This is a genomic window from Geobacillus sp. FSL K6-0789 (genome assembly GCF_038593135.1).
GTDB classification, from domain to species: Bacteria; Bacillota; Bacilli; order Bacillales; family Anoxybacillaceae; genus Geobacillus; species Geobacillus stearothermophilus.
On sequence record NZ_CP151966.1, the window covers coordinates 647,712 to 660,055 of the forward strand.

General features: G+C 55.4%; 15 protein-coding genes and 2 pseudogenes. 8 read left to right on the top strand and 9 right to left on the bottom strand.

Features of this window, described 5'->3' with window-relative positions; translation table 11 throughout:
• The first annotated feature begins 17 nt into the window (after positions 1–17).
• Both NSQ51_RS03405 and NSQ51_RS03410 read left to right on the top strand, forming a co-directional pair.
• On the top strand, positions 18–1,202 hold the full coding sequence (locus NSQ51_RS03405; RefSeq protein WP_049624231.1) for an exonuclease SbcCD subunit D: 1,185 nt from the start codon (positions 18–20) through the stop codon (positions 1,200–1,202).
• A complete protein-coding gene (locus NSQ51_RS03410; protein ID WP_049624232.1) occupies positions 1,199–4,543 on the top strand; it encodes an SMC family ATPase in 3,345 nt (1,114 codons plus the stop codon). Before NSQ51_RS03405 ends, NSQ51_RS03410 begins: the two co-directional genes overlap by 4 nt.
• A gap of 117 nt (positions 4,544–4,660) precedes the next feature.
• Here the strand turns inward: NSQ51_RS03410 and NSQ51_RS03415 are convergent, their stop codons facing one another.
• From NSQ51_RS03415 to NSQ51_RS03445, 7 genes are all read right to left on the bottom strand, one after another.
• Complete coding sequence (locus tag NSQ51_RS03415) at positions 4,661–4,882, bottom strand: spore germination protein (protein WP_033011644.1); 222 nt, start codon at positions 4,880–4,882, stop codon at positions 4,661–4,663.
• A gap of 355 nt (positions 4,883–5,237) precedes the next feature.
• On the bottom strand, positions 5,238–5,624 hold the full coding sequence (locus NSQ51_RS03420) for a spore germination protein GerPE (protein ID WP_033013818.1): 387 nt from the start codon (positions 5,622–5,624) through the stop codon (positions 5,238–5,240).
• Positions 5,621–5,812, bottom strand: coding sequence for a hypothetical protein (locus NSQ51_RS03425; RefSeq protein ID WP_033013817.1), 192 nt, complete (start codon positions 5,810–5,812; stop codon positions 5,621–5,623). Before NSQ51_RS03425 ends, NSQ51_RS03420 begins: the two co-directional genes overlap by 4 nt.
• On the bottom strand, positions 5,809–6,411 hold the full coding sequence (locus NSQ51_RS03430; RefSeq protein ID WP_033011650.1) for a spore germination protein GerPC: 603 nt from the start codon (positions 6,409–6,411) through the stop codon (positions 5,809–5,811). The genes NSQ51_RS03425 and NSQ51_RS03430 overlap by 4 nt, the downstream gene beginning before the upstream one ends.
• 83 nt (positions 6,412–6,494) lie before the next feature.
• Complete coding sequence (locus NSQ51_RS03435; protein WP_033011652.1) at positions 6,495–6,719, bottom strand: spore germination protein GerPB; 225 nt, start codon at positions 6,717–6,719, stop codon at positions 6,495–6,497.
• A gap of 15 nt (positions 6,720–6,734) precedes the next feature.
• Entirely contained in the window at positions 6,735–6,956 is a 222-nt protein-coding gene (locus NSQ51_RS03440; RefSeq protein ID WP_033013816.1) for a spore germination protein, read from the bottom strand.
• 70 nt (positions 6,957–7,026) lie between these two features.
• Positions 7,027–7,251 (bottom strand): spore germination protein, encoded by a 225-nt coding sequence (locus NSQ51_RS03445; protein ID WP_033011656.1) that lies wholly within the window; start codon positions 7,249–7,251, stop codon positions 7,027–7,029.
• 144 nt (positions 7,252–7,395) lie between these two features.
• Between NSQ51_RS03445 and NSQ51_RS03450 the strand changes: the two genes are divergently transcribed.
• From NSQ51_RS03450 to NSQ51_RS03460, 3 genes and pseudogenes are all read left to right on the top strand, one after another.
• On the top strand, positions 7,396–7,620 hold the full coding sequence (locus NSQ51_RS03450; protein WP_033013815.1) for a spore germination protein: 225 nt from the start codon (positions 7,396–7,398) through the stop codon (positions 7,618–7,620).
• 99 nt (positions 7,621–7,719) lie between these two features.
• A pseudogene (locus NSQ51_RS03455) lies at positions 7,720–8,921 on the top strand (AMP-binding protein).
• A gap of 137 nt (positions 8,922–9,058) precedes the next feature.
• Positions 9,059–10,225 (top strand): DUF418 domain-containing protein, encoded by a 1,167-nt coding sequence (locus NSQ51_RS03460; protein WP_033013814.1) that lies wholly within the window; start codon positions 9,059–9,061, stop codon positions 10,223–10,225.
• Positions 10,226–10,235: 10 nt separating this feature from the next.
• Here NSQ51_RS03460 and NSQ51_RS03465 read toward each other — a convergent pair whose 3' ends face one another.
• Positions 10,236–10,406: an aspartyl-phosphate phosphatase Spo0E family protein gene (locus NSQ51_RS03465; protein WP_033013892.1), complete on the bottom strand. Its 171-nt coding sequence runs from the start codon at positions 10,404–10,406 to the stop codon at positions 10,236–10,238.
• A 312-nt stretch (positions 10,407–10,718) separates the two neighbouring features.
• On the opposite strand from NSQ51_RS03465, the gene NSQ51_RS03470 reads away from it, so the two are divergent.
• The 3 genes and pseudogenes from NSQ51_RS03470 (at position 10,719) to NSQ51_RS03480 (ending at position 11,581) form a co-directional block, all read left to right on the top strand.
• Positions 10,719–10,853, top strand: coding sequence for a hypothetical protein (locus NSQ51_RS03470; protein ID WP_268760343.1), 135 nt, complete (start codon positions 10,719–10,721; stop codon positions 10,851–10,853).
• Positions 10,808–11,083 (top strand): annotated as a pseudogene (locus NSQ51_RS03475) (fumarylacetoacetate hydrolase family protein); the annotation flags it as partial. The gene NSQ51_RS03470 and the pseudogene NSQ51_RS03475, both read left to right, overlap by 46 nt.
• A gap of 144 nt (positions 11,084–11,227) precedes the next feature.
• Positions 11,228–11,581 carry a YisL family protein gene (locus tag NSQ51_RS03480; RefSeq protein WP_025950975.1) on the top strand — a complete coding sequence of 118 codons (354 nt, stop codon included), beginning with the start codon at positions 11,228–11,230 and terminating at the stop codon, positions 11,579–11,581.
• A 39-nt stretch (positions 11,582–11,620) separates the two neighbouring features.
• Here the strand turns inward: NSQ51_RS03480 and NSQ51_RS03485 are convergent, their stop codons facing one another.
• Positions 11,621–12,169, bottom strand: coding sequence for a DUF2777 domain-containing protein (locus NSQ51_RS03485; protein ID WP_033013813.1), 549 nt, complete (start codon positions 12,167–12,169; stop codon positions 11,621–11,623).
• Between the last annotated feature and the right edge of the window lie 175 nt (positions 12,170–12,344).

Genomic DNA, 12,344 nt, shown 5'->3' on the forward strand with positions numbered 1-12,344 from the left:
GCGGAGGGGGAAAGACGATGCGCATTTTGCATACGGCAGACTGGCATCTCGGGCGGACGCTTGAAGGCCGAAGCCGGTTGGCGGAGCAAGAGGCGTTTATCGACGAACTTGTCGAGATTGTAGCAAAAGAACAAATCGATGTCGTCTTGATGGCTGGCGATGTGTTCGATTCCGTCAATCCGCCGGCGGCGGCGGAGCAGCTGTTTTACGAGAGTTTGGCCCGACTGTCCGATAAAGGCCGGCGTCCGGTTGCGGTCATCAGCGGCAACCATGACCATCCGGACCGCATCAGCGCCGCCCGGCCGCTGCTTTCCGACTACAACATTTTCCTTTTTGGCCGCCCACAGGCGGAAGTTTGCCGAATTGACGTTCCGTCGTGCGGCGAGGCGATGATGCTTGCGCCGTTGGCGTACCCGTCTGAATCGCGGCTCGCTGAGCTATTGTCATCCGACCATAAGGAAACCGCGCTTCGCGATCGGTACGACGACCGCATCCGGGCGTTGTTCGCTGCGATGGCCGCCTCATTTGCCGATGAAACTGTCAATGTTGCGATGAGCCATCTATACGTGGCTGGCGGCCATACGTCCGATTCCGAGCGGCCGATTGAGGTGGGCGGCGCCTATACGGTGGCGGCTGCCAGTTTGCCCGGGGCGGCGCAATACGTGGCGCTCGGTCATTTGCACCGCCCGCAGGACGTCAGACGGGCGGAGACGGCGGCGCGCTACGCCGGTTCACCGCTTGCTTACAGCTTTTCCGAAGCTGGGCACACCAAGTCGGTGACGGTTGTCGACGTCCATCCGGGCGGAAAGGCCAACGTGACGGAGATTCCGCTTGTTTCCGGCAAACCGCTTGTCCGTTGGAAGGCGACGGACGGACTTGCCCAAGTGTATCGTTGGTGCGAGGAAGGAAGAGACCGGTCGTGCTGGATCGATTTAGAGGTCCATGTAAACGAGCCGTTGACAATGGAAGAGATTCAACGGCTGCGCAAGCTTCATCAAGGGTTTATCCATATCCGCCCGGTGTTTCCGGAACGGGAGCGGGAGGCGGCGGCTGAAACAGACCGCAAACCGCTTTCCCTTGTGGAAATGTTCCGGCGTTTTTACGAACGTCAAACCGGCGGACAAACACCGGATGAAGAGCTCGTGCGCCTTTTTTTGGAATTGGCGGCCGATGAGAAGGAAGGGGAAGGAGAAGAGGAATGAAGCCAATTTCCTTGACGATCGCCGGGCTTCATAGCTTTCGTGAAAAACAAACGATCGATTTTACGGCCCTTTGCGACGGCGGCGTATTCGGCATTTTTGGACCGACCGGAAGCGGCAAATCGACGATTTTGGATGCCATCACGCTCGCGCTGTTCGGAAGTGTCGGACGGGCGGCCAATCGGACACAAGCGATCATCAACCACGCTGAAAAGGAACTGTTCGTTTCCTTTACGTTCGAATTGGAAAATGCCGCTGGGGCAAAACGGTACACGGTGGAACGCAGTTTGAAAAGGGCGGATGAATGGCGGACGCGGAGCGCCGTCTGCCGGTTGATCGAACATCAGGCCGAGCCGGTCGTGCTCGCGGACAAGCTCTCTGATGTAGACAAGGCGGTCGTACAGCTGCTTGGTTTGACTATGGAAGATTTTACCCGCGCTGTCGTTTTGCCGCAAGGGAAGTTTGCCGAGTTTTTATCCCTCAAAGGGGCGGAGCGCCGGCAAATGCTGCAGCGCCTGTTCCATCTTGAACGATACGGTGACGAGTTGAATAAAAAGTTAAAAGAGCGGCTCGCCGCCGCGGAGCAGGAATGGCAAAAAATCGAAGCGGAAAAAGCGGGACTCGGCGATGCTTCGAAAGCGGCGCTTGAGCAGGCAGAAGCCGAAGAGCGGGAGCTTGCGGCGCTGTTTGCCAAGCGCAAAAAAGAGCTTGAGAAAATCGAGGCAGACGTCGAACGGGCGAGGCAGCTTCGGGCGTGGCAGCAGGAAAAAGAAGCGGTTGAAGCGGAATTATCGGCATTGCGCCGGCGGGAGCCCGAAGTGCGGGCGCTTGAAGCGAAAAAAGGGCGGGCCGAGCAGGCGGAGCGCATTTGGCCGTACTGGGAGCAGTACGAACAGATGCGCCTCCTGCAGGCCGCGGCGCTGCAGCGGCAGGAGGCGGCGTTGCGACAGTTAGAGGCGGCCCAAGCCCACTATGAGGATGCCGTGCGCCGCTATGAGCAGGCGCGGCAGGAAAAAGCGCGGCGCGAGCCAGAGCTGTTGGCGCAAATGGAGCGGCTGCGGCAGGCGGAGCAGCTCGAACGGCAAATGGAAACACTCAAGGCGGAGCTCGCCGCCCTCCATGAGGAGTGGAACCGCTTGGCGGACCGGGAAAAAGCGGTGCAGCGTCAGTTCGAGGAAGCGGAGGCCTGGTACGCGCGCGGCTTGGCGCGCCAACAGGAGCTGAAAGAAGAGTTGCAGCGGCATGCCGCTGCGCTCGCTGACAAAGACGAAATAGAGCGCGCCTGCGAAGAGAAGCGGCGCATTGAGCAAACGGTGTCCGCTCTCGCCCGCGTCGATGTGCAGCTCCAGCAAAAGGAAGCTGCCTGGCGCCAAGCCGAACGAGAGCGGGCTGAGCGGGAGCGCCGCGCCGCCGCTGCCGGCGCCCGCCTTCATCAACTGTTTCAGCTTGTTGAACAAACGCACCATTCCGTCTGCAGCCGGCAACAAGATATCGAAAAGCGGTTGCATGTTTTGCGGCGACAGATCGAGGCGGAGCAGCAACGGATCGAAGAGGCGCAGACGGCCGAACTGGCAGCGGTTCTGGCTGAGCGGCTCCGTCCCGGTGAACCGTGCCCGGTGTGCGGCTCGCGTGAGCACCCGCATCCGTCCGCCAGGCCGCAGACGGTAGCCTCTGGTCGGTTGTCTGAGCTCGAGCAAGAGCGGCAGCGTTGCGAACAAGATTTGCAGACACTGTTCTCATTCAAGGCGCAGCTTGAGCAGCTTGCCGCGCTGGCGGCCAGCCACGGGACACCCCCTGTTCAGGCGGCTGTCCGCCCGGCAGGCGAAACCGTCGATATGGCCGTTGAAGTCCGGGCGCTCGGGCAGGATGTCATTGAACGAAAGGAAGCGGTTTACCGGGCGTTGTCGCAGTGGAATGAGGCGGAAGCGGCGCGGCGTGAAGCGGAAAACGCCTGCCGATGGGCGGCAGCGGATATCGAAGCGCTGCAAGCGGAGAAACAGCGCCTTGAAGAGGAGAAACAGCAGCTTGAACGGCAGTGGCGCGAGGCGCATCCTTCCTTTTCACTGGAAACGATCGCGGTGGTTTACGAGCAGCTGCGCGAACAAGAGAAAATGTGGCGTGATGTACAAAAACGGCTTGAAGACAGCGTTCCATTTTTAGAAGAAAAACAAAGAGCAAAAGAACAGGCGGCTGAGGAGCGTCGCCGGCTTGAGGCGGAGCGGGTGCGCCTCGAATCGCTTATGAGCGCCAAACAGGAGCTGTGGAAAGAATATGAGCGGCAACGGCACGAGAAGGCCGGACCTGGCCCGGCAGGTGTGCAGCTTCGGGAAGCGGAAGCCGAATGGCGACGGCTGCAAAACGGCGAACAGCAGGCGTACGATGAATGGCAGCGCGCTCAACAGCAATACCAGGCGACAGAAAGTGAGGCGAAGGCAGCGAAGCAGGCGTGCGAGGAAGCGGCCCGCCGCGAGGAAGAAGCGCTCGCTCGCTGGCGCCGCGCCTTGGCCGGCACTGTGTTCGCTGATGCTGAAGAAGTGCGAATGTCGAGGGCGGCAAAAGCGCAATGTGATGAATGGGACGAAGCCATCCGCCTTTACTGGCGCCAGGTAGAGCAGGCTGAGCACCGACGCGCCCAGCTGGCGGCTGTCATCGGCGAAGAAGCGGTGAGCGCTGAACAATGGGAGATGATGCAGCAAGTATACAACGAGTTGAAAGCGCACACTGAGATGATGACCGAGCAGCTTGGCGCGGTGCGCGGAAAAGTGGCGGAGCTGAGAAAAAAACATGTCCGTTTTGTTGAATTGGAGGCGAGGCAGGCAACTCTCGGCCGCCAAATTGAGCGGTACAAACAGCTGCAAACGTTGCTTCGCGGCAATAGTTTTGTCGAATTTATGGCGGAAGAGCAACTCGAACAGGTGACCATCATGGCGTCTGAGCGGCTGCAGCAGTTGACGCGCCATCGCTATGCGCTTGAGCTCGATTCGCAAGGCGGGTTTTTGATTCGCGATGATGCCAACGGGGGGGTGCGGCGGCCGGTGTCGACGCTGTCCGGCGGGGAAACGTTTTTGACATCGCTGTCGTTGGCGCTGGCGCTGTCGGCGCAAATTCAGTTGCGCGGTGAATATCCGCTCCGGTTTTTCTTTTTGGACGAGGGGTTTGGCACATTGGATGCCGAGCTGCTCGATACGGTCGTTTCTGCTTTGGAAAAGTTGCATACGCAGCAGCTGGCTGTCGGCGTCATCAGCCATGTCCAAGAGATTCGCAACCGGCTGCCGCGCCGTCTCATTGTCGAGCCGGCGGAGCCGTCCGGCCCCGGCACACGCGTCCGGCTTGAATGGATGTAACCCGTCTGTCGGGAGCAGTGCTTGGCGGATGCGTTGCCAGCGGCCGCTGCGCCGGCTGGTTAGTCCGGCCCACTGGATTGAAGGAACGGGGGGATAGGGGGCGGTCCTTGCCCCCATTTAGTTGTTGGCGGCCACGTTTTGGTCAGATACATCGGGATCAAACGCATTTGTAAAGCTGATTGCGTTGTTTGTCATGATAAAGTCGCCGGTGTTGAACCCGCCGGATCCAGCCTGCGTTTTCGTGGCGACTTTTGGTGCGATATACAAGCAGTCGCCCATTTGCACGACCGCGCCGCTGCCGACGCTGTTGATTTTGATCGGACCGACGAATGAAGGCATTACAGCTCTTCCTTTCTATATAGACTCCCATGACAAAAAAATTTCGTCACCATCGGAAGGATGAAAAGACCTCTATGTTGAATTTTACAACTTTACACATTTTGAAGTTCGGGTATTTTCAGGATAGATGCAATTTGAAGATTTACCATTTGCAACTTTTACCGAGTATTTGATCGACTGTCGGGCGACCGAACAACGCCACTTCCAGACCCATTATATAGGTCTGTGAAGCAGGCGGTTGTTCGGTCCTCCGTCACGCCAAGGCGTGACGGAGAAGCCTGTGGCTTTCCCTCGACAGTCGAAAAGGGGCAAACCGTTTTTCCGTCAGGGGACATGTTAAACTTCCTCGTTGCCTCTATATATCTGCTGCTGACGGCATCGGGCCGGCCAGCTGGCGGATATGTTTGATGCGCGCTTCGCCTTCAGCGATGGAGGTTGAGCCGATGTGGACAACGGCCGAAGAGGAGATCCCTAGCACGCGGATCGACCGGACGGAAATGACCGGGGATTCGTGGAGCGTCTGTTGTGATGCAACCGGCGGCGGGGAAGACCAGCGTGGAATCGGTTTGGTAAAAATCGGGAATGTTTGTTCCCCTTCTGGCTCGAAAAACAGCTCGTATTGCCGCTGCACGGCTAAAGCGCGTGTGCGGGCGGAAATCCGTTCAGAGTCGCCGATTTGCAGCACAGAGCTAATAATCAACGTTTCGGCATGGAGCGCCTGAACGATCGATGTCCGTTTCACGATGCCCCACCCCGAGCCGGCACGAGCGGGACGAACGGGCCGATGATAAGTGATTCGGGCGGTGTGTCAAACGCTGATGACAAGTGAATCGCATCAGCATCGCCGATTAAAAACAGCGAGGCGCTGGCGACGGCTGTCAAGCGGATGTCCCCGACATGCACATCGCGGTTAATGACGGTATAATTCACGTTGATTCCTCCCCTGAAGGCAAGTGTTTCAAAAACGCGTCGAGCGATTGTTCAATATCCGCTTTCACTTTTTGGAAGATCTCGTTTTCGACCGTTTCATCGCGATCGCCCGCGGGAACATAGCCTTGGTTTGCTTTCTCTTGCAAATAAAAGCGGATGCGTTCATCCGTCTGTCGGGCGATATCTTGCAAAATAAACTGCCGGTACGTATCATCAAGGCGGCGGTTGTATTGCTGCTCAAGCCGCTTCAATGTTTCTGCCGCCTCACTGTTTAAGTAGGCGGCTACTTTTTCCTGAATCGGGCGCATCAACACCGGCTCCGGCTTTGGGACGACGGTTTTCACCGGTTCGACAGCGAAATCTTCGATGGTGCCGCCGGCCCCCGGTGGGGCGATGCCGATATTGAGCGTTCCTTCGAGCGTTTCCACTTTCAGCTGGTCAAATTTGTATTCAATCCGCTCGATCGTAGTGCGCGGCTGCGATTCCAGCTCCCGCAGCCGGGCTTCGAGAACGGAAAGACGTCGTTCGAGCGTCCGTACTTTGTTTGTCTGCCATAATAAATAGCGGCGCAGTTGGACGAAATAGTCGTATATACTCATGGTGCACCATCATCCTCTCTACATTCCCCTCTTACTTCAATATATGGACGGCCTGTCGTCCTCATCACTTTTTTTCTCTGCATTTAGCGGGTGGCCGAATGGAGAGGAACGAGAGGAGCGGACGGCTGGGCGGCGGTGCCAAGCGGCACGGTCGCTTGCGAAGCCGGGCCAGTGAAACCGCCGGTGTTGGCAAGCGTTGACAATGCTTGGATGCTGCCGGCGCTGCCGATTTGCAAAACGGATGAGTTGGTGACGGAGCCAATCCGCAATTGATGGATGCAAATGCTTTGGCTGATGTAAACATTCAACCTCCTTCTCCTCCTTCATACGTTCCCGATGACATTTTCATCGGCGACATCGGCGTCATTCGTATTCGTATTGCTGTAATAGTTATAGATATGAAGCCCGTCGCCGGTGTTAAACGAACCGGCGCCAGCGAACGTTTTCGTCACGCTTTGCGGGGAAATCGCAAACACGTCGCCGATATGGAACACGCTGCTGCTTCCGATGCTGTTCAGTTTCACGATTCCGACAAAAGCCGGCATGGGGCATGCTCCTTTCCCAGCTTCGCAGTTGCTGCTATAGTGTATGGGCGCAAGCCGGCTGACGTTCGCCCTAATTGTTCGCGGCGTTGTTCGCGTCTATCATATCCGGATCGCCGGTGTTGGTAAAGCTGACAAATGTGTTCGTTTGCAGGAAATCACCGTTGTTGCTTCCCCCAGAGCCGGTGTGCGATTTGGACGTACTCTTTGGGGCGATTTGCAAAACATCGCCAAAATTGACCGTGCCATCTCCGCTCACATGAGTGATTTTAATCGGTCCGCTGATAAACGAAGGCACTCGCGCCCCCTCCTTTTGTTCCCATTGTTATAGCATATTGTATGAAAAAAACACGTAACTGGTTCAACGAGGGGCGGATGTCCAATCGGCAGTTAAGTTGTCAGCATATGCTAATGAGAAGGAATGGAAAGGAAGGGACAACCGATGCCAGCGATCGTCATCGGCGGGATTAAAGTGACGAGTGTAGGCGGCAACGGCACGGTGAACATGGGCGACGTGCTGCAAATCGCTCCCAAAAGCACCTCAAAGACGAATTCAGGCGCCGGCGGCGGCAATACGGGCGACTTTTTGCAGACGAATACGTTTTGCAGCGTCACCAATACAGTGGACCCGGATGTGTTCGACGCTGGAGCGAAAGGGAACAATTAGACGGCCGAATGACCAAAAAGACCGTCTTTTTCTTTTGTCCATCTTCATCTATAATATAATTATGAATTTTCTAAAATATAAGCTTGGGGGGATGGGAGAATGAACGTACCGCTTGTTCTGACCCATTTTTTAGACCGCGCTGTCGCTTTGTACGGGGACAAGCCGGCGATGATTTGTTCCGGACGGACGGTGACATACAGGCAGCTTGGCGAACGAGTGTCGAGGCTTGCCAACGGGCTGCGGGGGCTTGGCGTTCGCAAAGGCGACCGCGTGGCGTACTTGGCGCCCAACACGCTCGAGATGCTCGAAGGGTTTTACGGCGTGTTTGAAGTGGGAGGGGTGATGGTGCCGCTGAATACGCGGCTGAAACCGGATGATTACGTTTTTATTTTGAATCATAGCGAAACGAAAGTGTTGTTTGTGGATCAGGAGCTGTACGGGCTGATTGCATCAGTCAAAAACAAGCTTGAAACGGTCGAGGAGATCATTGTCCACCATAAAACAGAGGCGGTGATTGATGAAATCGCTTACGATGAATGGCTCGCCGCCCAGTCGTCAGCGCCGGTTCCGCACCGCCGCCGGCGTTTATCGCACGCGTTGAGGAAAAGCTCGGCTGGGAGTTTATCCAGGTGTACGGCATGACCGAATCATCTCCGCTCAGCACGATTTCGCTCATTCGTCCGCAGCTTGACGGACTGCCTGTGGAGCAAAAGCAGCGGATCAAGGCAAAAGCCGGCTATCCGATGATCGGCTGTGAAGTGAAGGTGGTGAATGACAACGGCGAGGAAGTGCCGGTGGACGGCCGAACGATTGGAGAAGTGATCGTCCGCAGCCATGGCGTCATGAAAGGATATTGGAAAAACGAAGAAGCAACCGTCGCAACGATCCGTGACGGGTGGCTGCATACCGGCGATATGGCGACCGTCGATGAATACGGGCATATTGATATCGTCGACCGGAAAAAGGATATTATTATTAGCGGAGGAGAAAATGTTTCGTCGATTGAAGTCGAAGGGGCGCTTTATGAACATCCTGCTGTGCTCGAGGTAGCGGTCATTGCCGCACCGCACGAAAAATGGGGCGAAACGCCGCGTGCGTTTGTCGTCGTCCGACCAGGGTACAATGTGACAGAGGAAGAGCTGATTGCCTTCTCACGGGAAAAACTAGCCCATTTCAAAGCCATTACGGGTGTTACGTTTGTTGATGAGCTGCCGAAAACAGCCTCCGGAAAAATTCAGAAAGTACACTTGCGCCGCCAATATTGGGATGCAATCGGAAAATCGGGTCGCTATGTCAACTGATGATACAGGCATGTGTCTTCAGACGGACAGAGGAGAGCGCGCCGAATGAAATGAATAAGGATACGGGCGTGCCGGAAAGGCGGTAAGGCGCCGCCGATTGCGCAGACGACTAGGTAGTAGAAAGAAGGGAGAAAGCGATGATCAGATCGACCGAGCGAATCGCCGCGGCGGATGTGTTGCGTGGATTCGCCTTGCTTGGCATTTTGCTTGTCAACATGCGTTATGTTTCCTCGCCAGCGTTATACAACGAAAGCGTCAAGGGCGGTGCTTTTGACCGAGTTTTGGACGCGGTCGTCGACGTATTGTTTGAAGCGAGCGCCTATCCGTTGTTTGCGTTTTTATTCGGGTTCGGGGCGATGACCATGTTTCGCCGGATCAGCAGCCGCGGAAAGCGGCCGATTCCGATTCTGTTGCGCCGCTTCTTTCTTTTGCTTGGGATCGGCATTGCTCATGCGTTTGGCCTTTGGTTTGGCGATATTTTAATCCCCTACGCCCTCGTCGGGTTCATCATGCTTTTCTTTTTCGCCGCCCCGCCTCGTTGGTGGCGGACGGCGGCTGTTGCCGTCTTTTTTCTTTTTCACGGCCTCATGGCGCTGTTGTTAACGCTCAATGTATTGACCGGAGAAATGGAGACAGCCGGCGGCCACGAGACCGCGGCGGCCGCGGCGGTTCGCCATTATCGAAACGGAACGTTTCGTGACGTGTTTTGGCAACGGTGGAACGACTGGATGTATATCAACGACGATGGAGGGCTTTTGCTTACGGTGTTGACCGTGCTGCCGTTTTGTTTGCTTGGCGGCTATGCCGCCGACCAACGTTCGCTTGAAGCCGATCGTCACTCGCCTGCGAAGCTGCGCCGCCTGATGAGGTGGGCGCTATGTTTTGGTTTAGCACTGAAAACCATTCCGTATTGGGCTGGGGTCAACAACTTGACCATGTACATCCAAGACAGCTTTGGAGGCGCAGCATTGGCGGTGTTCTACGCGGCGGCCGCCGTGTTCGTCTGCGGGAAACGAAGTTGGCAGCGCGCTTGGCGGTGGTGGCAAGACGTTGGCAAAATGTCGCTCACTCATTATCTCGCGCAATCGCTCGTTTGCACGTCGCTGTTTTATGGTTATGGGCTTGGGTGGTACGGACGCACAAGCGCATGGCAGGAGATGTTGATTGCGTTTGCTTTGTATGCGACTCAAGTGTGGATAAGCCGCTTTTGGTTTGCGCGTTTTCATTATGGTCCGGTTGAGTGGATGTGGAGGTGGGGGACATACGGAACGCGGCCGCCGTTTCGCCGCCGGCCGGGGCAATAAAAACCCCCGCTTACTGAACGGACGGGGAAGGCGATTCCAACATTCTCGTGTGCTGCAAATATTGGTTGATCAATTGGTCAAGCTCTTGGCTGCATTCGATCGTCTCTTTGGCCGTGAACCCATACGTGAGCGCCAATTCAATCATTTGTTGTCGTTTTTCTTCAATTTGCAACAGAACCATTTCCTTCACCATCAATTGTTTGAAATGTTGGTTAAGACATGCCGCGTCGATGCAAGACGTTTGTTGCATGACGAAAGTCGCAATCGACGCCCTAGTGGAAACTAAACATTATTATACATATCCCGACGAAAAGAGGAAGCGATTCGGGAAAATAAGTGATAAATTTACTAATTTAGACAAAATTCTACAAAAACAGGACTTTTTCGCCTCGATGGCGAATATCATCCTCAACGCGCCAAAATGACGAAGACGGGTGGAAGAGAAGAGTTTACGAAGCGTCCGCTACATAACAAAGAAAGGGAGAGAGGCACGATGAAACTGATCACCGCACTTTTCGATGGAGAAATGTTTGTTGGAGCCGTGCCGCAAGGAGACGACCGGGCGGTTCATTTGCGCCGCGCCGTTTTGTCCCGAATCCTAATGACTTGCGCATTGAAACGCGGGTGAACGGGGAAGTGCGCCAGCGCGCGAGCACGAAACAGTTGATTTTTTCCATTGAATCGATCATCGAGACGATCTCCAAAGGCATTACGCTTGAGCCGGGCGACATCATTGCGACAGGAACGCCGGCTGGAGTCGGCAAAGGGATGAACCCGCCGCGTTTTTTGCAGACGGGTGATGTCATTGAGGTGACGGTGGAAGGCATCGGCATGTTGCGCAACAAAGTGGGAGAGTAAACGGCGAAAGTGAGGAAGCCCCCATTGATGCTCAAAAGGCGTCCTCTTGAAAGAAAGGGCGTCTTTCGTTTTCGTGAAGTTTGTCAACCGTCCGCCCGCCGTGCTATGATGGGAAGGAACAAGGAATGGTTGGAGGGATGGATGTTGACGCATGCCCATATTACGAGCTGGCTCATCACGATTGTTTTGTTTTTCCTTGCGGTGTCGATGGAGCGGCAAGGGGCGGGCAAAGCCAAGATCGTGCAAATGGTGTTGCGGCTGTTTTACATTCTCACGATCGCGACGGGGGGGCTTTTGCTGCATAGCATTGCTTCGATATCCGCGCTTTATTGGCTAAAAGCGCTTGCCGGGCTGTGGGTGATCGGAGCGATGGAAATGGTTTTAGCAGCTGTAAAAAAAGGAAAAAGCGCGGCGGCAGGATGGACGCAATGGGTCATTGCCCTTGTGGTGACGCTGTTCCTTGGCCTGCTGCTGCCGCTTGGTTTTGACTTATTCTAAAGCGAAGCGGCAGCCTTCTATTGGTTGCCGCTTTTGTCCTCAGCCTATTTGGGCGCAAATCGCCCGTTCGCCGCTGTTGAATGTTATTTCAAATCGGTCGGCCGGCATCGGCCCGCGTTCATAGTAATGATGGACGCTGGCGATTTGCTCTGTATTGTCATAGATCATAAAATTGACGCCGGATGATTTGGCAAACAATAAGCCGTTGTAGCAGTACAGGCAGTCGTAAAGCGAAAACCCAAGATGGTTCAGCCATTGGACGTATTGAAAAAAGGACGGATTGGGAAGCGAGGCAAGCCATTGCCGGTACGCGTATGTCAGCTGTTTGCGGAAGCGGATGCGGTCGCCGTCAGTGAGGGGGAAGATGCCGAGGTCGGTCGCGATCGTGCCGTTTTCCTGCCACCGTCCGGACAGCCAATGCCCATAGCGGAACAGTTTAATCCCTTGCTGGGCCATCTCCTCGACTAACACCGCTTCCTCTGCTTCCTCATCAAAAAACACCCATTCATTGTTGACAAACTCCGCTGTTCCTTGCACGTAAGCCCGCGGCTGTTCAGCAATGCACTGCAGGCGCTCTTCAATATTCAATGTCTCTCATCCTCCCTCTAGAAATGTTGATGTATCAAGGCTTTTCGGCCCCTCAGGGGTGTCCAAAAAATATTTTTCGACAAAATCCCTTACATCCTTTTTCAGTTTTGTGGATATCTTACAGACCTAGGGTGCGCTTCGCGGCCACGGCTGGGGATATTTTCCTGCCGTGGGG

What these genes read in the sequence shown, in the direction of transcription:
- NSQ51_RS03405 (WP_049624231.1), top strand. Translation starts at nt 18, where the DNA reads ATGCGCATTTTGCATACGGCAGACTGGCATCTCGGGCGGACGCTTGAA.
- NSQ51_RS03410 (WP_049624232.1), top strand. Translation starts at nt 1,199, where the DNA reads ATGAAGCCAATTTCCTTGACGATCGCCGGGCTTCATAGCTTTCGTGAA.
- NSQ51_RS03415 (WP_033011644.1), bottom strand. Translation starts at nt 4,882, where the DNA reads ATGCCTTCATTCGTCGGTCCGATCAAAATCAACAGCGTCGGCAGCGGC.
- NSQ51_RS03430 (WP_033011650.1), bottom strand. Translation starts at nt 6,411, where the DNA reads ATGAGTATATACGACTATTTCGTCCAACTGCGCCGCTATTTATTATGG.
- NSQ51_RS03440 (WP_033013816.1), bottom strand. Translation starts at nt 6,956, where the DNA reads ATGCCGGCTTTTGTCGGAATCGTGAAACTGAACAGCATCGGAAGCAGC.
- NSQ51_RS03450 (WP_033013815.1), top strand. Translation starts at nt 7,396, where the DNA reads ATGCCAGCGATCGTCATCGGCGGGATTAAAGTGACGAGTGTAGGCGGC.
- NSQ51_RS03460 (WP_033013814.1), top strand. Translation starts at nt 9,059, where the DNA reads ATGATCAGATCGACCGAGCGAATCGCCGCGGCGGATGTGTTGCGTGGA.
- NSQ51_RS03465 (WP_033013892.1), bottom strand. Translation starts at nt 10,406, where the DNA reads ATGGTTCTGTTGCAAATTGAAGAAAAACGACAACAAATGATTGAATTG.
- NSQ51_RS03470 (WP_268760343.1), top strand. Translation starts at nt 10,719, where the DNA reads ATGAAACTGATCACCGCACTTTTCGATGGAGAAATGTTTGTTGGAGCC.